Origin of the sequence: Blattabacterium cuenoti (assembly GCF_014251735.1) — a bacterium.
Classification (GTDB): Bacteria; Bacteroidota; Bacteroidia; order Flavobacteriales; family Blattabacteriaceae; genus Blattabacterium; species Blattabacterium cuenoti_C.
Genome location: NZ_CP059197.1, coordinates 579,753 through 601,428 on the forward strand (window position 1 = coordinate 579,753; position 21,676 = coordinate 601,428).

The 21,676-nt window shown below is 27.2% G+C and carries 18 protein-coding genes; 8 read left to right on the forward strand and 10 right to left on the reverse strand.

All coding sequences use genetic code 11. The annotated features are described in order from the left end of the window. Positions 1-13: 13 nt before the first annotated feature. On the reverse strand, positions 14-283 hold the full coding sequence (locus H0H60_RS02845) for an acyl carrier protein (protein ID WP_185862650.1): 270 nt from the start codon (positions 281-283) through the stop codon (positions 14-16). A gap of 109 nt (positions 284-392) precedes the next feature. Between H0H60_RS02845 and pckA the strand changes: the two genes are divergently transcribed. Continuing rightward, on the forward strand, positions 393-1,982 hold the full coding sequence (pckA, locus tag H0H60_RS02850) for a phosphoenolpyruvate carboxykinase (ATP) (RefSeq protein WP_185862651.1): 1,590 nt from the start codon (positions 393-395) through the stop codon (positions 1,980-1,982). 16 nt (positions 1,983-1,998) lie between these two features. Here the strand turns inward: pckA and H0H60_RS02855 are convergent, their stop codons facing one another. Then, positions 1,999-2,595, reverse strand: a complete 597-nt coding sequence (locus tag H0H60_RS02855; RefSeq protein ID WP_185862652.1) for a riboflavin synthase — start codon at positions 2,593-2,595, stop codon at positions 1,999-2,001. 65 nt (positions 2,596-2,660) lie between these two features. On the opposite strand from H0H60_RS02855, the gene pdxA reads away from it, so the two are divergent. Beyond that, positions 2,661-3,692: a 4-hydroxythreonine-4-phosphate dehydrogenase PdxA gene (gene pdxA / locus H0H60_RS02860; RefSeq protein ID WP_185862653.1), complete on the forward strand. Its 1,032-nt coding sequence runs from the start codon at positions 2,661-2,663 to the stop codon at positions 3,690-3,692. 1 nt (position 3,693) lies between these two features. Here pdxA and H0H60_RS02865 read toward each other — a convergent pair whose 3' ends face one another. Continuing rightward, on the reverse strand, positions 3,694-3,930 hold the full coding sequence (locus tag H0H60_RS02865) for a F0F1 ATP synthase subunit epsilon (protein ID WP_185849750.1): 237 nt from the start codon (positions 3,928-3,930) through the stop codon (positions 3,694-3,696). A gap of 11 nt (positions 3,931-3,941) precedes the next feature. Next, positions 3,942-5,456, reverse strand: a complete 1,515-nt coding sequence (gene atpD, locus H0H60_RS02870) for a F0F1 ATP synthase subunit beta (RefSeq protein ID WP_185862654.1) — start codon at positions 5,454-5,456, stop codon at positions 3,942-3,944. 78 nt (positions 5,457-5,534) lie between these two features. Between atpD and H0H60_RS02875 the strand changes: the two genes are divergently transcribed. The 3 genes from H0H60_RS02875 to H0H60_RS02880 are packed head-to-tail and all read left to right on the forward strand — an operon-like array spanning position 5,535 to position 9,204. Next, positions 5,535-6,494 carry a bifunctional riboflavin kinase/FAD synthetase gene (locus tag H0H60_RS02875; RefSeq protein ID WP_185862655.1) on the forward strand — a complete coding sequence of 320 codons (960 nt, stop codon included), beginning with the start codon at positions 5,535-5,537 and terminating at the stop codon, positions 6,492-6,494. A gap of 50 nt (positions 6,495-6,544) precedes the next feature. Next, positions 6,545-6,982 carry a hypothetical protein gene (locus H0H60_RS03165; protein WP_238784893.1) on the forward strand — a complete coding sequence of 146 codons (438 nt, stop codon included), beginning with the start codon at positions 6,545-6,547 and terminating at the stop codon, positions 6,980-6,982. Beyond that, entirely contained in the window at positions 6,877-9,204 is a 2,328-nt protein-coding gene (locus H0H60_RS02880) for a PD-(D/E)XK nuclease family protein (RefSeq protein ID WP_238784894.1), read from the forward strand. The genes H0H60_RS03165 and H0H60_RS02880 overlap by 106 nt, the downstream gene beginning before the upstream one ends. Here H0H60_RS02880 and leuB read toward each other — a convergent pair. Genes leuB through H0H60_RS02900 form a run of 4 tightly spaced genes read right to left on the reverse strand, consistent with a single transcriptional unit; the run spans position 9,191 to position 13,433 of the window. Further along, the gene (gene leuB / locus H0H60_RS02885) at positions 9,191-10,252 is read right to left on the reverse strand and encodes a 3-isopropylmalate dehydrogenase (RefSeq protein WP_185862656.1); all 1,062 of its coding nucleotides are present in this window, start codon (positions 10,250-10,252) and stop codon (positions 9,191-9,193) included. The two genes, H0H60_RS02880 and leuB, sit on opposite strands and share 14 nt — an antisense overlap. Continuing rightward, the gene (leuD, locus tag H0H60_RS02890) at positions 10,249-10,848 is read right to left on the reverse strand and encodes a 3-isopropylmalate dehydratase small subunit (protein ID WP_185862657.1); all 600 of its coding nucleotides are present in this window, start codon (positions 10,846-10,848) and stop codon (positions 10,249-10,251) included. Before leuD ends, leuB begins: the two co-directional genes overlap by 4 nt. Before the next feature lie 3 nt (positions 10,849-10,851). Beyond that, positions 10,852-12,231 carry a 3-isopropylmalate dehydratase large subunit gene (gene leuC / locus H0H60_RS02895; RefSeq protein ID WP_185862658.1) on the reverse strand — a complete coding sequence of 460 codons (1,380 nt, stop codon included), beginning with the start codon at positions 12,229-12,231 and terminating at the stop codon, positions 10,852-10,854. 2 nt (positions 12,232-12,233) lie between these two features. Further along, positions 12,234-13,433: a 2-isopropylmalate synthase gene (locus tag H0H60_RS02900; protein ID WP_185862988.1), complete on the reverse strand. Its 1,200-nt coding sequence runs from the start codon at positions 13,431-13,433 to the stop codon at positions 12,234-12,236. Positions 13,434-13,577: 144 nt separating this feature from the next. Here H0H60_RS02900 and H0H60_RS02905 point away from each other — a divergent pair, with 144 nt between their 5' ends. Next, the gene (locus H0H60_RS02905; protein WP_185862659.1) at positions 13,578-15,128 is read left to right on the forward strand and encodes a hypothetical protein; all 1,551 of its coding nucleotides are present in this window, start codon (positions 13,578-13,580) and stop codon (positions 15,126-15,128) included. A gap of 416 nt (positions 15,129-15,544) precedes the next feature. After that, the gene (gene tyrS, locus H0H60_RS02910; RefSeq protein ID WP_185862660.1) at positions 15,545-16,828 is read left to right on the forward strand and encodes a tyrosine--tRNA ligase; all 1,284 of its coding nucleotides are present in this window, start codon (positions 15,545-15,547) and stop codon (positions 16,826-16,828) included. Between the two features lie 2 nt (positions 16,829-16,830). Here the strand turns inward: tyrS and era are convergent, their stop codons facing one another. Together era and clpB are read right to left on the reverse strand one after the other, a co-directional pair. Continuing rightward, positions 16,831-17,748 (reverse strand): GTPase Era, encoded by a 918-nt coding sequence (era, locus tag H0H60_RS02915; protein ID WP_185862661.1) that lies wholly within the window; start codon positions 17,746-17,748, stop codon positions 16,831-16,833. Then, a complete protein-coding gene (gene clpB / locus H0H60_RS02920; protein WP_185862662.1) occupies positions 17,738-20,359 on the reverse strand; it encodes an ATP-dependent chaperone ClpB in 2,622 nt (873 codons plus the stop codon). Before clpB ends, era begins: the two co-directional genes overlap by 11 nt. A 170-nt stretch (positions 20,360-20,529) precedes the next feature. Here clpB and prfB point away from each other — a divergent pair, with 170 nt between their 5' ends. Beyond that, positions 20,530-21,624 (forward strand): peptide chain release factor 2, encoded by a 1,095-nt coding sequence (gene prfB, locus H0H60_RS02925; RefSeq protein WP_185849760.1) that lies wholly within the window; start codon positions 20,530-20,532, stop codon positions 21,622-21,624. Positions 21,625-21,676 lie beyond the last annotated feature (52 nt).

Genomic DNA, 21,676 nt, shown 5'->3' on the forward strand with positions numbered 1-21,676 from the left:
AATAATCAGGAATCTAATCAGAATGTATATTTTCCATTTTATTATGGTCATTTAATAGATCTTCTATAGCCTGTATAGCTTCACCTACAGTAGTGATCTTTTCTGCTTTTTCATCAGAAATACTAATATTAAATTCCTTTTCAAATTCCATAATCAGTTCCACTATATCTAAGGAATCTGCACCTAAATCGTTAGTAAAACTAGCAGTAGGAAGAATTTCGCTTTCTTCCACATTTAATTTTTCTACGATAAGGGCTTTGACTCTTGATGTAATATCCGACATAGGATCATAATTTTTGTTTTTTCTGGTACAAAATTAGTAAACTTTTGTAAATCATATATAAATTTGTCTTGGTAAGCAATAGTAGTTAGTAGTAGTAATACAATAGTATATGAGTTCTCTTTCTTTAGAAAATTATGGAATTTTGAATTCTTCAAACAACAATTGGCAATTATCCCCAGAAGAATTACAAAATATAGTCATCCAAAATGGAATGGGCCAAGAAACACAATCAGGAGTTTTAGCTGTTAATACCGGAATGTTCACCGGAAGATCCCCTAAAGATCGATTTATTGTAAAGGATAATATCACAGAAAAGAAAGTTTGGTGGGATGAAAAATTCAATCATCCTTTTGATCCAGAAAAATTTGATAATTTATATAAAAAAGTAGTCCGATACTTGTCTGGAAAACAATTATATGTAAGAGATGGATATCTTTGTTCAGACAAACGTTATCAACTAAACATTCGTTCTATTAGTGAATATCCATGGTCTGATCTATTTATATACAATCTTTTTTTTCGTATTTCAAAAATAGAAAACATTTTGCCAGATTGGTTATTATTGTGTGCTCCAGGATTTCAAGCTAATCCAAAAACAGATGGAACACGGGAAAAAAATTTTTCCATATTAAATTTTCAAAAAAAAATTGTCCTGATCGGTGGATCAGGATATACAGGAGAAATAAAAAAATCCATTTTTTCTGTTTTAAATTTTATACTTCCTACGTATAAAAACGTATTTCCTATGCATTGTGCAGCAAATATTGGAAAGCATACAAAAGACACCGCTATTTTTTTTGGATTGTCCGGAACCGGTAAAACCACTATTTCCAATGATGTGAATAGGAAATTAATAGGTGACGATGAACATGGATGGACATATGATGATATTATTTTCAATTTTGAAGGAGGTTGTTATGCAAAAATATTGGGTATCTCCAAAGAAAGAGAACCGATGATCTATCATGCTATAAAAAGGGGAGCCATGTTGGAAAACGTGGTTTTTAAAAAAGGAACTAAAGAAGTAGATTTTTTCAATGATTCTATCACGCAAAATATGCGAATAAGTTATCCTATTTATTTCATAAAAAATATTGAAAAAAAATTATTATCTTCCAATATAAGGAATATTTTTTTTCTAACTTATGATGCTTTTGGAGTATTACCTCCTATAGCTAAACTCAATAAAGAACAATCTGCCTATTATTTTTTATTGGGATATACTTCTAAAGTAGCTGGAACAGAATTAAATATAAAAAAACCACAAGCCACTTTTTCTTCTTGTTTTGGAGCTCCATTTATGCCGTTACATCCAGTTACATACACAAAAATGTTAATAGAAAAATTAAAAAATACAAAAATAAACGTATGGATGGTAAATACGGGATTAATATCTGGTGGAGAAACTTTAGGTTCTCGTATTAAATTAAAAGATACACGAAAACTTGTACAATGTGCTTTAGATGGATGTTTATCTAGAGTTCATTATGAAAAGTATCCGATTTTCAATTTTCAAATTCCTAAATATTGTCCAGGTATTTCTTCCGAAATATTAAATCCAAAAAACACTTGGAAAAATAAGAAACTATATCAAGATCAAGTAGAAAAACTAGTCAAGAAATTCATAAAAAATTTTGATACATATAGAAAATATGCGGATAAAAATATTTCTTATGAAGAACCAAAAATAGAACAATAAATATTATCATCGTTAGTCATAGTTTACTATTCGATTTCATATATTCCCTGACATACTTTCCAAGTATATCATATTCTATGTTAACAATATCTCCAATTTTCAGAAATTGGAGATTAGTTGTTTCATATGTATAAGGGATTATAGAAACATTAAATATATATCTTGTACATTTTATTATGGTTAAACTGATCCCATTTACAGCAATGGATCCTTTTTCTACAGCTAATCCAGCTAAATCTTTTTTGGACTTAAAAGAAAATAACCAACTTCCATTTTTATTTTCTATATCCAAAACTTCACCTGTGGTATCTACATGTCCTTGTACTATATGTCCATCAAATCTTTCATTAATTTTCATACTACGTTCTAAATTCACTTCATCTTTTATCTTTAAAATATTTAAATTAGTACAACGTAAAGTTTCTTCTGAAGCAATTACGGAATAATTTTTTTTTTGCACATCTGTAATGGTGAAACATACTCCGTTATGGGATATGCTTTGATTAATTTTTATCCTATCTGAAAATGGATTTTTAAAAGTAATACAAAGATTATTCTTTTGATGATCTAATCCATGTACGTGAGTCGTACATTCTATAATTCCAGTAAACATGATTGAAAATTATTCATAATTTTTTTAAATTAAAATATTTATTTCACATTTATATTATTCATGTGATGAATTATAGAAAAAATAAAATTAAAGTAGGTGTTTCCACAGGAGACATCAATGGGATAGGAATAGAAATTTTTTTAAAAGTATGTCGTAAAAAAAAACTTTTGGATTTTTTTACTCCTATATTATTTGGATCTACAAAATTATGTTCTTATTACAAAAAGATTCTAAATATTGAAGTAAATAACATACGAGAAATAAAAAATTTAAAAGATATTGTAGATTATAAAATAAATGTTCTAAATATTTGGAAGGGGGATATCAAATTTGATTTAATAAAAATTAACCAAGATTCAGGAAAATATCCGATTTCATCTTTAAAAAACGCAACAAAAGCTTTGAAAGAAGGAAAAATAGATGTTCTTGTTACAGCCCCTGTTAATAAAAATTGGATGAATTACAAAGGATTTTCTTTTTTTGGTCATACTGAATATTTGCAAAATATTTTAGAAGGGGAATCACTAATGCTCATGATTCATGATACTTTAAAAATTGCTTTAGTGACTAATCACTTGCCATTAAAAAATGTCACTCATGAAATTACTACAAAGAAAATTATAAAATCTATCAAAATTTTACATAAATCTTTAATAATAGATTTCGCTATAGAAAAACCTAAAATTGCAGTTTTAGGATGTAACCCTCATTCAGGTGAAAATGGATTAATAGGAGACGAAGAAACAACGAAGATAAAACCAGCTATTGATAGTTTATTTCAAAAACAAGGATTTTTAGTTTTTGGTCCATATTCTCCAGATGGCTTTTTTGGAAACCAACATTATCGAAATTTCGATGCTATTTTAGCTATGTATCACGATCAAGGTTTAATTCCTTTTAAAACATTAACTTTTAATGAAGGGGTTAATTTCACTGCAGGTCTTTCTCACATACGTACATCTCCAGATCATGGGGTAGCATATGATATAGCAAAAAAAGGTATTGCTAATGAAAATTCTTTTGAAGAAGCTATTTTTAGTGCTATAAAAATATTCAAAAATAGAAAAGAATATATGATGAATCAAAATGGAATATGATCTACAAAATAATAGAAACCATATTATTTTTTACTTGTAAGATTCCACCTGCTATTTGTATTTTCAAATTTTTTCCATCATAGAATGGTTTCAATTTTAATATTCCATCTTTTAATATAGAAATAAATGGAGCGTGATTTTCTAATATTTGAAAATAACCATTTAATCCAGGAGCTACAATAGATGTAGCTTTATCTCGATATAATATTTTTTCGAAATTTATAATTGTTACTTGCATAGAAAAAAGATTTATGAGGACAACATTTTTTTCCCAGTTTCTATAACTTGTTCAATGGTCCCTTTTAAATTAAAAGCCATTTCCGGAAAATTATCCAATTCTCCATCCATGATCATATTAAAACCTTTAATTGTATCTTCTATTTTCACAAATTCTCCTTCAATACCTGTAAACTGTTTTGCAACATGAAATGGTTGGGATAAAAAACGTTGAACGCGTCTAGCACGAGAAACTATTAATTTGTCTTCTTCACTAAGTTCCTCTATTCCTAAAATCGCAATAATATCTTGTAAAGAATTGTATTTCTGTAAAATTTCTTTCACGCGTAGAGCACAATCATAGTGATTTTGATTTATGATATCCGGAGATAAAATTCTAGAAGTGGAATCTAATGGATCTATAGCCGGATAAATTCCTAAAGAAGCTATTTTTCTTGAAAGAACAGTTGTGGCATCTAAGTGTGAAAATGTAATTGCAGGTGCTGGATCAGTTAAATCATCTGCAGGAACATAAACAGCCTGTACAGAAGTGATAGAACCATTTTTCGTAGAGGTTATTCTCTCTTGCATGGCTCCCATTTCAGATGACAAAGTAGGTTGATAACCCACAGATGAAGGAATTCTCCCCAACAATGCGGAAATCTCTGATCCAGCTTGAGTAAACCTAAATATATTATCTATAAAAAACAAAACATCTTGTCCTTTCTTTTCTCCAATATTTTGATCTCTATAGTATTCCGCTAAAGTTAATCCAGATAAAGCCACTCTAGCCCTCGCTCCAGGAGGTTCATTCATTTGTCCAAAAACAAAAGCGGCTTTAGATTCCTTTAAAACTTCTTTATCTACTTTAGAAATATCCCATCCTCCTTGTTTCATAGATTCCATAAATGAATCCCCATATTTTATAATTCCTGATTCTAACATTTCTCGTAATAAATCATTTCCCTCTCTAGTTCGTTCTCCTACACCAGCAAATACAGAACGTCCTCCATGTCCTTTAGCCACATTATTAATTAACTCTTGTATTAACACTGTTTTTCCTACCCCTGCTCCTCCAAATAACCCAATTTTACCTCCTTTTGGATAAGGTTCTATCAGATCAATTACTTTAATTCCTGTATATAATATTTCTGTATCTGTCGATAAATCCTTAAATGCTGGAGCATGGTTATGAATAGGTCTTACTTGAACTTGAGATCGATCCAAATTGCCTAATCCATCTATTGGATCTCCTAAAACATTAAAAACACGTCCATTAATACTTTCTCCTATAGGCATACTAATCGGTCCTCCTAAAAATTCTACTTCTTGACCTCTCTGTATTCTATCCGTAACATCCATAGATATACAACGAACACCATATTCTCCAATATGTTGTTGAACTTCTAATATTATTTTATTTTTTTTGGATAAATTTACGGCTAATGCATCGTAAATTTTAGGAAGAAAAGATCGCTCTTCAAATGAAACATCAATAACTGGTCCTACAATTTTAGTTATTTTTCCTTTTAACTTTTTTTTATCCATGTAATTTTTTTCAAAAAAAAGAACCCAGATATTATGAATCCTTTATCTTTGTAAAGGTAAGAGAAAAAGATAAAAATTTTGAAAATTTATTCATTTATTGATGAATTTTCTTCCTTTTCGCCATGTGTATTTACACTTGGTTTTTTTGATGGAGTTCATATTGGACATCAAAAAGTTATTCAAAATTTGGTTCTTAGAGCAAAAAAAGAAGGAGAATATTGCTCGGTTTTACTTACTTTTAATCCACATCCCAAAGAGGTGCTCAATCCAGGAAAAAAAATACTTTATTTAAATACTCTTTCTGAAAGGATATATCATTTACGAAAAACAGGAATAGAACATTTAATTATTCATCCTTTCACTAGAAATTTTTCAAAACTAAGCACAAAAGATTTTTTACAGAAAATCTTATTTTCCAAACTAAAAATTAAGCAAATTATTACGGGATATGATTCTCATCTTGGAAGAGATAGAGACGGATCTTCCCATCAACTAAAAAAGTTTTCTCAAATTTATGGATTCAAGCTTTATCAAGTAAGTCCTCGAAAACTAAAAAAAAAGATCATAAGTTCCACTTATATACGAAAATCTCTTATCAAAGGAAACATAGAATGGGCCAATCAAGCTTTAGGATATTTATATACCATTTCTGGGTATGTAATAAAAGGAAGAGGAATAGGAAAAACTTTAAATTTCCCAACTGCTAATATTCAAGTAGATAAAAAAAAACTCATTCCAAAAATCGGGGTGTATGCTGTAAGAATTAATTATTTGAATCAAATTTATCAAGGAATGATGAATATTGGGATATGTCCTACTATTCAATTATTTAACAATGAGATAAAAATAGAAGTACATATTTTTGATTTCCATCAAAATATATATGGGAAAAAAATTGATGTTTTAATCGTTCAAATTTTTCGTGATGAAATGAGATTTCAAACACTTCATGATTTAAAAAGACAAATATCCCAAGATAAAATGAAGATAAAAGATTTTTTCAAAAAAAAATTCTTTAACCCAAATTGTTTATTGTGATAAAAAAAATAGATATAATTATTCAAAATTTATTGCTTCAAGAAAAAAGCATGAAAAAAAAATTTCTATTAGTCTCATCGGATAACTTTATTGCAGAATATATTAGAAGAAAATATTATACGAATTTTAACAAAATTTCTGAAATTTATACAATGGAAAAACTTATGGAGAAAATTTCTGGTTTATCTCCATGTTCTATAAATCATATTCTTTTTTATTTTTTTCGTTTATTGAGAAAGGAAAATAGTGTTTTGGCTAAAAATTTAAACGATTTTTTGAATTGGGCACCTAATATCCTAAATGATTTTGAAGATTTAGATATTCATCTGATAAATATTGAGTGTTTTTTTTCTTACATCATTTCCACTGAGAAAATAAAAAAATGGCATATAAATCCTTTGGAAAAAGAGGATATAGAAGAAAAAAAAAATTCCTATTTTGGGAGGAAATTTATAAATATTACAACCTTTTTCAAGATAAACTATTAAGAAAAGGGATAGGTTATAAGGGACTATTATTTCGAATAGCTATTTCTCGTTTAAAAAAATTTTTATCCAAAAAAACGGATATAAAAATAATCCTACTGATTTACAAATTCAATCTGCTTACTGAATATGAAAAACTTTTTGTAAAAAAAATTCTTCAAATAAATCAAAAATCTATTCAATTCCATAGTTTATGCGACATACAGCTAAAAAATACTTATGATTTTTGTATTAATTCCCAGAATAAACCAATATATAATCAACTAAATAATAATTTAAAAATCATTAGCGTTTCTAACGAAATAGAACAAGTTAAAATAGTAGAAGAATTAATTTCTAAACTTATTAAAAATAGACAAAAACCATCTAAAATAGTTCTTATCTTAGGAGATGCCTATTTAACTTTCCCTTTATTACATTCTATAAAAAAAATTTCAGGAATCTATCCATCTATATCCATAGATTATCCTATAAAAAATCTTCCTATTCATTATACTTTAGATTCAATTTTTCAACTATTATTAAAAAAAGAAAAATTAAAAAATTTTTCGAAAAAAGATATACTAAGAGTTTTGTTAGATGGATACATCCAAAAATTATTCCTCAAAAAAGATCTTTCTTTTATAGAGAAATTAGAGATAGAAAATTCAAATTTTATTTCAGAAGAAAATATAAACAAATATTTATTCAAGAATAATCTAAATATCATTTTTCAAATCCCAACTCATAATGCTATGAAAGCTTTTTTTGGAATTATGAGTTTTATTAGAAAATTAAAAAATTTACTTTTCATCAATACAAAAAAACATCTGTTAGAATTAAAATTCCTATCGGATTTAGAAAATTATATGCAAAGAATAAAAATTTTAATCAGAAAAACAGAATATTCTTCTTTTGAAATAAAAGACTTATTTAATATTTATCAACAATTTATAAAAACAGAGAAAATTTCCTATATACAGAACAATCCAAAAGGAGTCCATGTAATAGGATTTTTAGGTTATTATTTTGGAAATGTTGAAACAACAATTATGACTTCCGTTAATGAAGGAATTATCCCCCCAGATAAAGAAGAAAATTATTATAAAACTTTGATCCCCTATGATATTCGTAAAAAATTTAACTTATCTGTTTCTCAAAACAATGATAATTTTTACTCTCATCATTTTAGAAATATTTTGCAAAATTCAAAAAATATTTACTTAATATATAAAAATAAACCTGATGAACTAAATTCTGGAGAAAAAAGCCGTTTCATTCATCAAATAGAAATGATTTCAAACTTCTCCATAAAAGAAAGAAAAAATCATTCACTTATTCTGAGTACTAAAACTAATAAAATCTCTCCTATTGTAATAAAAAAAACAAATTCCATGATTCAACGTTTACATGAACTAGCTACTCATGGTTTATCTCCTTCCTCTATACATTTATACAATTACAATCCTCTTCTTTTTTACTACAAAAAAGTACTTGGGTTAAGAAATATAGAAAAAATATCTATTAAACAGATAATAGGAAAAATTATACACAAAATATTGGAAGTTTTATATCATCCTATCAAGGGAAATTTTATTACTATAGATAGCATTGATACAATGAAAAAAAATTATGATTTTATTATAAAAAAGATAATATCAGAAAATAAAAAAAATCCTTTAATAGAAGAAAATAATCTGTTAATTAATTCAATAGTAAATAATTACATAAAAAATTTTATTTTATGGGAGGAAAAAACATTTCATAAAGGATATAAAATTTTTCTCAAAGAATTAGAATGCAGTGTATCAACTGCATTGGATATTGGATGCAATAAAAAAGTTAATTTATACGGGATCATAGATCGTATAGATGAATGTGATGGAATTACACGTATTCTTGATTATAAAATAGGAATATCCAAAATGAAGAAAATCCATATTTCTTTAAATAAAAGAGAAAAAATATTTCAAGATCCTCATTATGGAAATATTATGCAATTACTTATCTACATGTATTTATGGTTTAAATCATTTGATAGTTATAAAAAAAATCCTCCAGTTATAGCTATAGTTTCACCTGAAAAACATAAAAAAAATTCTATACTAACCATCCCTATAAATTTTTTTCATCAAATTACATATGAAAATTATGTAAAAGAATTTTTACCATATTTAATGAATAGAATTTATGAAATTTTGGATCCAAAAATTCCAATTGAAGAAAAAAAATTTAATGATTTTTAATGTATTTTTCTATATAATCTCCTACTTCTTCAGTAGAAGAATAATTTCTATCATCTAGAATAATATCTGGAGTGCATATTTTTTCTTGTATAGAGCTTTTCACGGCTTCTTCTAAAAGATTTTTTTCTTGATGCATTTCAAAATATTCTAACATCATAGATACGGAAAGGATACTACCTAATGGATTTGCTATATTTTTTCCTTTTGCTTGAGGATAAGATCCATGTATAGGTTCAAACAATGATTTTTGATTTCCAATAGAAGCAGATGGAAGTAGTCCTAAAGAACCAGTTAATATACTAGCTTCATCTGATAAAATATCTCCAAACATATTATCCGTTAAAATTACATCAAATTTTGTAGGATGAATAAGAATTTGCATAGCTGCATTATCTATATACAAGAATTCTAAATCCACATCAGAATAATCCAAAGACATTTCTTGAATAACTTCACGCCATAACCTAGATGTCTCTAATACATTAGCTTTATCTACCAAAGATATTTTTCTATTACGAGAACGTGCCGCTTTAAAAGACATTTCACCAATACGTTCAATTTCTTTTTTTGAATATACACAATAATCATATGCTTCTTTTCCATTTTTAGAACGACCTTTTTTCCCAAAATAAATTCCACCTGTTAATTCTCGATATATAACAAAATTAACTCCTTCTAATTTTTTTTCTTTTATAGGGGATTTATTAATTCCTGGATAAGTGACTATAGGACGAATGTTACAATATAAGTCCATTTTTTTTCTAAGTTTTAATAATCCGTCTTCCGGTCTCATTCCTCTTGGATAATAATCGTATTTTGGATCTCCTATAGATCCAAATAAAACAGCATCTGATTTCAAACAACTATCTATAGTTTCTTTTGGCATTGGGGATCCAAGCGTTTCTATGGCTTTAGCTCCTGCTAAAACATTTTGATAAGAAAACTCATGACCAAATCTATTACAAATTGAATTCAAAGCTTTTATAGATTGTTTGATAACTTCTGGTCCTATCCCATCACCTTCTATTACTACAATATTCTTTTTCATATTTTAAAAGGATTTGTTTTTTTCTCAAAATTCTCTATGTCTTTTTTGATGGAAACTAGAAAATCTATATCGTCATAACCATTGATAAAACAATTTTTTTTATATGGATGGATATAAAATTTTTCAAAAGATCCTGTCTCAATTATTGTAATAAATTGTTCTATTAAATCAACTTTAATATTCGTATCGGGTTTTTTATTAACTATATCAAATAACTTTTGCAAAAATTTTTCGGAGACTTCTACAGCAAGTAATCCATTATTTAATGCATTCTCCTTAAAAATATCAGCAAAAAAACTAGATATCACTACTTGAAACCCATAATCAACAATAGCCCAAGCCGCATGTTCCCGACTAGAACCGCAACCAAAATTTCTTCCTGATAAAAGGATTTTTCCAGAAAAAATGGGGTTATTTAAAATAAAATCTTTTTTCAAAGATCCATCGTTGGAATACCGCCAGTCTCTAAAAAGATGATTTCCACATTGGTCGCGTTTAGTTTCTTTCAAAAAACGAGCGGGAATAATTTGATCTGTATCTATATCATCTATAGCTAAAGGAATAGCTTTGCTTATTATTACAGTGAATTTTTTCATATATCATACATATTTTTTAATGTCTACAATTTTTCCTTCAATTGCTATGATAGAAGCAGTTAAAGGACTTACTAATAGGGTACGAACACCTGGCCCTTGTCTCCCTTCAAAATTTCTATTAGATGTAGAAACACAATACTCTCCAGAAGGAATTTTATCCTCATTCATTCCTAAACAAGCAGAACATCCTGGTTGACGAAATTCAAATCCAGCATTTTGAAAAATTTTATCTAATCCTTCTTTTTTAGCCTGTTTAATAACTCTTTGCGATCCAGGAACTACCATAACAGTTACATGACTAGCTTTTTTCTTTCCTTTGACCACAGAAGCCACTAATCGTAGATCTTCTATTCTAGAATTTGTACAACTTCCTATAAAAATATAATTAATGGGTTTCCCAATTAGTGATTCTCCGGGCCGAAATCCCATATAATTCAAAGATTTTTTTTGTTGCAATTCAGTTGATTTCGGGATACGATCAGAAATTTTCATCCCCATTCCAGGATTTGTTCCATAGGTAATCATAGGTTCAATATCTTCAGCATCTAGGATATATTCTTTATCAAAAACGGCATGATTATCTGTTTTTAATGTGCTCCAATACTCTAGATGTTTTTTATGATATTTTCTTTTTAGATAAGTATGATTTTTAAGATAATCAAAAGTTATTTCATCTGGAGCAATCAACCCCCCTTTTGCTCCCATTTCAATACTCATATTACAAATAGTCATTCGACCTTCCATACTCATATTTTTAATAATAGGCCCCGTATATTCTATAAAATGCCCAGTCCCTACATCTACACCAAGCTTCGAGATCATGTATAAAATAATATCTTTTGGAGTAACGCCTTTTTTTAAATATTTCCCTTTCAATTGTATTCTTATCTGTTTCGGTTTAGATACTAATAAACATTGACTAGCCATAACCATGGCTACTTGACTAGTTCCAATTCCAAAAGCAATACTTCCAAAAGCTCCATGAGTAGAAGTATGACTATCGCCACAAACAATGGTCATTCCAGGCAATGTTAAACCTAATTCTGGACCCAGAACATGAACAATTCCATGATTTTCATGTCCTAATCCATATAACGTGATTCCAAATTTTTTACAATTTTTGATTAATAAATCTATTTGTTTTTTAGAAAGAGGATCTGAAATAGGTAAATGTTGATTAATTGTAGGAACATTATGATCCGCTGTCGCTATAATTTTTTCTGGTCTAAAAACAGAAATCCCTCTTTTTTCTATTTCTAAAAAAGCTTGAGGACTAGTGACTTCATGAATATAATGTCTATCGATATACAGAACATCCACTCCATTTTCAAATCTTTTTACTGTATGTGTTTCCCAAATTTTATCAAACAATGATTTTGACATGACTAAACAACATTTATTCTTCCACTATTATGTAATATGCGTTTTTTCTTAATATTTGCTTTTTCTAAAATAATTTTTAACTCTTTATCTGCAATTTCTTTTTTTCTATCTGCATAACTTAAAAAAATAGAATAAACTAAATCCAAAGAATTTTTATTTAAAAAATATCCCAATTTTTTATAACGATAAGCTAAAGCTGCCCGACCACTCCTAGCTGTTAAAATTATTGAAGATTGATCAATTCCAACATCTTCTGGATTGATAATTTCATAAGTCTCTCTCTTTTTTATTACACCATCTTGATGAATTCCTGATGAATGAGAAAAAGCATTGACTCCTACAATCGCTTTATTAGCCTGAATTTTCATTCCTGTACATTCCGACACTAAATAACTTGTTTCAGAAATAAGCTTTGTTCTTATATTTGTAAATAAATTCAAATGAGAATTTTGTCTAATGATCATTACTATTTCTTCTAATGATGTATTTCCAGCTCTTTCCCCAATTCCATTAACGGTACATTCTACTTGTTGAGCCCCATTCATAATTCCAGCTAAAGAATTAGCTGTCGCTAATCCTAGATCATTGTGACAATGAGTAGATAATATAATTTTATGAATTCCTTTAACGTTTTCTTTCAAAAAACGAATTTTTCTTCCATATTCTTCCGGTAAACAATAACCTGTAGTATCTGGAATATTAATTACCGTAGCACCATATTTTATCACCGTTTCACAAATTTTTGCTAAAAATTCATTATTTGTACGTCCTGCATCTTCTGCATAAAATTCCACATCTTCTACAAATCTTTTTGCATATTGTACCGAAAGTTTTGCTCTTTCTATAATTTTTTCTGGAGTACTATTAAATTTATAACGAATATGACAATCAGAAGTTCCGATTCCAGTATGTATTCTAGCCCTTTTCGCATTTTTTAAAGCATGTCCAGCTATTTCTATATCTTTTTCTACGGCTCTAGACAATGCACAAATAATGGGTTCTGAAATAGATTTACAAATATCTTGTACAGATTTATAATCTCCTGGACTAGAAGTTGGAAATCCAGCTTCAATAACATCCACTCCCAAAGCTTCTAATTGTTTAGCTATTTTTACTTTTTCTTTAGTATTTAATTTGCATCCTGGAACTTGTTCTCCATCACGCAGTGTTGTGTCAAAAATTTGTATTCTTTTCTTTTCCATACTCATTGGATTATTTGATAATTCCAAAACTATTTTTTCCAAAAAGAAAATCATATCAAATAATTGACATATTTACAATATCTAATTACTGAAACTATTTTATATTTTATTGTCAATCAAATCAAATAAAAAAATACAATTACAATGTCAAATCATAATAAATTAGATCATCTTTTTCTATTAATTCAATCTTTATCAAAATCAGAAAAAATAAATTTCAAACTTTATGCAGGTCGGATAAAACGAAATAAAAATGCAAAGTTTATAAAACTATTTGAGATTATGAGCAAAATACATTTTTATAATGAAAAAAAAATTTTGGAATACACCCATATAAGCAAAACGCAATTATCCAATATGAAAGCCCATTTATATAAGCAAATTTTAATTAGTCTCCGATTACAACATACTGAAGAAAACTACGATCTACAAATACGTGAATATTTAGATTTTGCTAAAATATTATACCACAAAGGGTTGTATATACAAAGTTTAAAATTTTTAGGAAAAGCAAAAATCATTGCTAGATGTTATGAATCCAATACCATTCTTTTAGAATTAGTGGAATTTGAAAAAATGATAGAATCTCAACACATAACTAGAAGTATTTATTCTAGATCTGGAGAATTATCTGTAGAATCTAAAGAATTAATTGAACGAGTTCAATGTCATGATGCTCTATCCAGTCTTTCCTTGGAATTATACGGATTGTACTTAAAAGTTGGATACGTAAGAAATGAAAAAGATAAAATATTTATAGAAACCTACTTTCGTACTAATCTTCCAAAATTTGATATCGAAAAACTTAGTTTTTATGAAAAATTATTTTTATATCAAGCTCAAGTTTGGTATCATTATATTAGACAAGATTTTATCATGTGTTATAGATCATCTTGTAAATGGGTAGAATTATTTCAAAATCATGCACAAGCAAAAAAAATAGCTCCTGTAAGCTATCTGAAAGGATATCATTATTTGTTAGATACTTTATTTTATTTAAATCACTATTCTAAATTCACTAAAGTTTTAGAACAGTTTGAAAATGAAGTTCAAAATGAGAAAATAATTTTAAATGGAAATACTAGAATATTAATTTTCATGTATAAATATACTAATCGTATCAATAAGCATTATATGGAAGGGACTTTTTCAGAAGGAGTAAAAAAAGTCATTCCTCCATTATTAAAAGATTTTAAGAAAATTTCTAATCGTTTGGATTCTCATTATATCATGGTCCTTTATTATAAAATTGCTTGTTTATATTTTGGAAGTGGAGATAATCAAAATACTATTTTATATTTATTAAAAATTATGGAAAATCAAGAAAAAAATATACGACAAGATTTACAATGTTTTGCCAGACTTTTACATCTAATCGCTTGTTACGAAAGTGGATTAGATGAAAATATGGATAAAAAGATTCAATCAGCATATAAATTTTTTATTCAAATGGATGATTGGTACATTGTACAAAAAAAAATTATCCATTTTTTTAAAAATTTAGGCAATGTATATCCACATCAAATCAAAGGACAATTCAAAAAATTGAGAGAAAAACTACTGAAATATTCTGATCATCCTTATGAAAAAAGGACTTTCTTGTATCTAGATATTATTTCTTGGTTAACTTCTAAAATAGAAAATAAATCTGTGGAGATGATTATAAAAGAAAAATTTATAAAAAACCATTGCTAGTTCATTTTCTTCATTAAGAAAAAAGTTCTAAAAAAAAGAATCATAAAATATGAAAAAACGAAATCCAAAAGATTCTTAAATAGATTCAAATATTCCAGGATAAAATAAAAAAATACATAAATACTTAAAAACAACTTTATAATTACACCTATATAAATAGATACAGCGATATTGGCTTTTTTAGTTATTGTAAACAACGAAAAATAGAAAAAAAAACTACTGACAGGTAATAAAAAAATATATATTTTTAACAAAAAAAAATCTTTTTCAAAAAAGATTAAATTGCTAACTATATGAATGCAAGCAAAAAAAACAGTTAAACAATTATAAAGTATAATTTTTTTTATCATTATGCAAAAATTCATCAAACTGGACAAAACATAAATAAAATAATATTTTATTGTTATATTTTTCACATGCAAAACATTATTGATGAACTCTCCTGGAGGGGATTAATACAAAATAAAGTTCCTGGTGTAGAAAAACAATTAAAAAAGCGTACTACTATATATATAGGTTTTGATCCTACATCGGATTCTTTACATTTAGGTAGCTTACTTCCTATTATTATATTGATACATTTTCAAAAACGGGGACATAAATCCATAGTATTAATTGGAGGAGCTACAGGTTTTATAGGAGATCCATCCGAAAAAAAAGATCAAAGGATTTTTTTAAGTATAGAAATTTTACAAAAAAATACAGAATCTATAAAAAAACAACTATCGAGATTACTAGATTTTTATTCAGAAAAGGTAGAATTATTAAACAATTTTAATTGGATAAAAAAAATTTCCCTTTTAGATTTTATACGCAATGTAGGAAAACACTTTACTATAAATTACATGATGTCTAAAGATTCTGTAAAAAATAGGATTTATAACAATAAGAATAACGGAATGTCTTTTACAGAATTTTCTTATTCTCTTATACAAGGGTATGATTTTCTTTATTTGAACCAAGAAAAAAACTGTCTACTGCAAATAGGTGGATCCGATCAATGGGGAAATATAACTACTGGAATAGAACTTATTAGAAAAAAAACAGGAAAAAAAGCATATGGAATAACATTTCCTTTAGTTACAAAAGCTGATGGAATAAAGTTTGGAAAAAGTGAAAAAGGAGAAAATATATGGTTAGATAGAAAACGTACTACTCCATACAAATTTTATCAATTTTGGATGAATGTTTCAGATAAAGAAATTGAAAAATTTATTAAGATTTATACTTTTTTTTCAAGAGAGAAAATAGAATCTTTGATTTTAACACATAGAGAAAATCCTGAAAAAAGATTTTTACAAAAAAAAGTAGCGGAAGAAATAACTAAATGGGTTCATGGAAAAGATGCTTATGAAGAAGTAGTTAAAATATCGTATGTTTTATTTGGAAAAAAATATATCAACGAGCTATTACTTTCTCTAGATGAAAAAACATTGTTCTCTATATATGAGAATATTCCACATATGAAACTTTCTTATAAAGAATTTGAAAAAGGAATTTTTTTATTAGACATCTTGAAAAAAAGCAGTTTGTTTACTTCTAAAAGTGAAGCCAATCGTGCTTTGAATTTAAATTCCATTTATATCAACAAAAAACTCATCAAAAAAAACATTCTTCTTCATAGAGAAAACTTAATAGGAAAAAAATATATTTTATTTCAATTTGGAAAAAAAAACTTTTTTATTATTAAAATTGAATAAATTTAATATCCAAATTTTTTTAATAATTTGTAATCTGAACGCCAATTTTTGCATACTTTTACATCTAATTTTAGCCATACCTTTTTCTTAAAAAATTTTTCTATTCCTTTTATAGATAAAGCTCCTAACTTATTTATATAAGTTCCTTTTTTTCCAATTATAATCCCTTTTTGAGAATTCCTTTCTACATATATAGAAGAAAATATATGTATACAAATCTCATTTTTCTTGAATTTTTCTGTGAAAATTTCTACAGAATAAGGAATTTCTTTTTTATAAAGAAAAAATATTTTTTCTCTGATTATTTCATTCACAAAAAATCGTTCTGATCTGTTACTCAATAACCCATTAGGATAATAAGGAGGATGCTCCGATAATAAACCTATAATTTTATCCATTAGTAAATCTTGATTTATGTTTTTCAATGCAGATATTGGTAATATTTCTGAATGAGGAAAAATTCTATGCCAATAATTGATTGTCTCATATAATATTTTTTCATCATATTCTACTCCAATTTTATCGATTTTATTGATTAAGATAAGAAAATGTTTATTTTTATTAATATTTTTAAGAGAATTAAAAATAGAAAAATATTTATCGGAAATAAAAAATTTTCCTATTTCTGTTGTAAATAAAATAATATCCGCATCTTCTAAAGATCTTTCTATATATTTCATCATAATTTTTTGCATAAAAAATGCTGTTCTTATCATAAAACCAGGAGTATCAGAAAAAATAATTTGAGCATTATATTTATCCACTATTCCTAGTATTCTATGACGAGTTGTTTGTGGTTTAGGTGTGATGATAGAAATATCCTCTCCTACAAGAGAATTCATTAATGTAGATTTTCCGACATTAGGAAATCCTATAATATTCACAAAACCAGACTTATGTATTAATTGTTCATTGCACATTAACAGGATCAGATTGTCTAAATACAATTCCTTGTTCTCTAAAAAAATCCACTAATATCTTATTGTTATCATGTATTTTTCCTTTCAATATTTCTTTAGAAAGATTGTTAAGAATATCGTGTTGAATGACCCTTTTTAATGGCCTTGCTCCAAAATGTGGGTCATAACCTTTTTCGGATAAATAATCTATGGCTTCATTGGTCGCTTCTATACGAATATTTTTATGAGATAATAAATCAGCTAATTTTTTCATTTGTAATTTAACAATATCTCTAATCTCTTTTCTAGAAATAGGTTTAAATAAAATAATTTCATCAATTCTATTAATAAATTCTGGTCTCACTATATTTTTTAACAAGTCTATCAAAGCCTTTTTTGTTGTTTCCATTCTATTGATAGACATTTCCGGTTCTAAATTTTCATGAATAATATCTGCACCTATATTGGAAGTCATGATAATAATAGTATTGGTAAAATTAACAGTACGACCTTTATTATCTGTTAATCTTCCATCATCTAATACTTGTAAAAGTATATTAAATATATCTGAATGAGCTTTTTCTATTTCATCTAAGAGAATAACGCTATAAGGACGGCGACGTATAGCTTCTGTTAATTGTCCACTTTCTTCATATCCAATATATCCAGGAGGTGCTCCAATAAGTCTGCTTACAGAATGACGTTCCATATATTCACTCATATCTATACGTACCATGTTATTTTCGTTATCAAACAGATATTCAGCTAATGTTTTGGCTAATTCCGTTTTTCCAACTCCTGTACTTCCCATAAAAAGAAAAGAACCTATGGGTTTTTTTTCATCTTGAAGTCCTGCTCTAGAACGTCTTATTGCATTTGCAACAGATTGAATGGCATCATTTTGACCTATAATCCTTTTATGTAACTCTTTTTCTAAAAAAAGTAATTTGTCCCTTTCGCTTTGCAACATTTTAGTAACAGGAATTCCTGTCCACTTAGATACAACCTGAGCGATATCTTCTTTAGAAACTTCTTCTTGTATCATTTTTTTTCCATTATCTTCCTGCTTTTTTAATTCTATTTCAAACGATTTGACTTTATTTTCTTCTTCCTTAATTTTTCCATATCTTAATTCCGCAACCTTTCCATAGTCTCCGGATCTTTCTGCTTGTTCTGCTTCAAATTTGAAATTTTCTATTTTTTCCTTAGCCTTTTGGATTCCTTCAACCAAATCTTTTTCCTTTTGCCATTGAACTTGTAATTGCATTCTTTCTTCATTCAATTTTGCTAATTCTTTTTTCAAAAGAACCAATTGTTTTTCGTCTTTTTCTCTTTTGATAGCTTCTATCTGTATTTCCATTTGCATAATTTTTCTATGCAATACATCCAATTCTTCTGGTTTAGAATTAATCTCCATTCTAAGTTTCGAAGCAGCTTCATCAATAAGATCAATAGCTTTATCCGGTAAAAAACGTTCATTAATATAACGCTGAGATAATTCCACTGCAGCGATAATAGACTCATCTTTAATTCTCACTTTATGATGACTTTCATATTTTTCTTTAATTCCACGCAATATGGATATGGCATCAGTGACTGAAGGTTCATCTACATATACTTGCTGAAATCTTCTTTCTAAAGCTTTATCTATTCTAAAATATTTTTGGTATTCATTTAAAGTAGTTGCTCCTATAGCACGAAGTTCACCTCTCGCCAATGCAGGTTTTAGAATATTTGCCGCATCCATAGCTCCTTCTCCTCCTCCTGCACCTACCAAAGTATGTATTTCATCAATAAATAAAATAATTTCTCCATCTGAAGAAGTCACTTCTTTTACAACAGCTTTTAGACGTTCTTCAAATTCTCCTTTATATTTAGCTCCTGCAATAAGTGAAGCCATATCCAATGAAAAAACTTTTTTATCTTTTAAATTATCCGGAATATCTCCATTAATAATCCGATGAGCTAATCCTTCAGCTATAGCGGTTTTTCCAACCCCTGGTTCTCCAATTAAAATAGGATTATTTTTCGTTCTTCTGGACAATATTTGCAAAACTCGACGAATTTCTTCATCACGTCCAATAACAGGATCTAATTTTCCTTTATATGCCCAATCATTAAGATTTTTTGCATATTTATCTAAAGCATTATAAGTATTCTCTGCTGTTTGAGAAATAACATTTCCGCTTTTTTTTCTAATATTTTCAATCAAATTTTTTATTTTAAATTCTGTAATTCCTTGATTTTTCAAAACTTGAGAAGTTGCATCCGAAGTCATAAAGATTCCATAAAAAATATGTTCAATAGAAATAAATTCATCTTTTAATGTTTGAGCATAATTTTCTGCTATATTGAACATTTGTGTAACTGAATTGCTTAAATGTTGTTGAGTCACTGTTCCACTTACTACTCTAGGATAAGAATATATAATTCGATCCAAACCGATCATAATTGCTTGATGGTTCACATTTAATTTTTTTAGAATAAAAGGAATGACATTTTCCTCTTTTTCTAAAAGAGATTTTAAAATATGTGCATTTTCAATTGAAGGTTGATTGTTTTTTAAAGCAATACGTTGTGCTTCTTGTATTACTTCTTGAGTTTTTATAGTAAATTTATTATTGAAATTCATAATAAAAGTGGAATTATTAATAGACAATTAGTTCCATATATTTCTGGATGATTAGATTTAGTTTTTCTTTTCTAACCAGAATTTACAAAAAATTCAAGAATTAATATAGAAAAACAGTGTTATAACTTAGATGTAATTATTTTTTTTACGAAAAAATTTATTTTCGTATTATGATAAAAAAGGAAGACATTCAATCTATTTCAGAAAGAATTAATAAACTTCAGGAAGTTCTAAACATAGATCAAATCAAAGATTCTATTAATAAAGAAGAAATAAAAATTTTAAATCCAAATTTTTGGAAAAATTGTAAAAAAGCTAAAAATTTTACAAAACGTTTGCATGCTATGAAGACATGCATAAAAGATTTTTTTGAATTAAAAAACGCTTTAGAAGAATTAGAAATACTTTTCTCTTTATCTAAAGAAGAAAATATAGAAAAAGAGCTTCAAATTCAATTAAATAAAACGAAAAACCTACTGTCAAATATAGAATTTAAAAATCTTCTTTCGGAAGAAGAAGATATTTTAAACGCTGTATTACAAATATCCTCTGGAGCAGGAGGAACTGAAAGTTGTGATTGGACTTCTATGTTAATGAGAATGTATATTATGTGGGCTGAAAAAAATAAATTTTCTGTAAAAAACATTCATCATATTCCTGGAGATATTACAGGAATAAAATCGGTTACTCTAGAATTAGATGGATTATATGCTTTTGGATATTTAAAAGGAGAAAATGGAGTTCATCGATTAATACGTTTATCTCCATTTGACAATAATTCAAAACGTCATACTTCTTTTTCTTCGGTTTATGTATATCCTTTAGTAGATAAAGATATCGATATAAACATAAATATATCTGATATTCAATGGGAAACATTTCGTTCTAGTGGATCTGGAGGACAAAATGTAAATAAAGTGGAAACTGGGGTCAGATTACGTCATCATCCTACGGGAATTATTATTGAAAATACAGAAACCCGTTCGCAAATGCAAAATAGACAAAAAGCCTTGCATCTATTAAAATCTAGATTGTTTGAAATAGAAATTTCAAAAAAAAATGAAAAAAAAAATAAAATAGAATCCAGTAAAAAAAAAATTGAATGGGGATCTCAGATTCGAAATTATATAATGCATCCTTATAAATTGGTAAAAGACTTACGAACAGGTTATGAAACGACACAAATCCATTCTGTAATGGATGGAGAAATAGATATTTTCTTGAAAAAATTTTTGGTATACAATAAAAAAATAGAAGAAAAGTAAAAATAATGAAAAAATTAAAAATTTTTAAACTAAACCTTACTTTTATCTAACC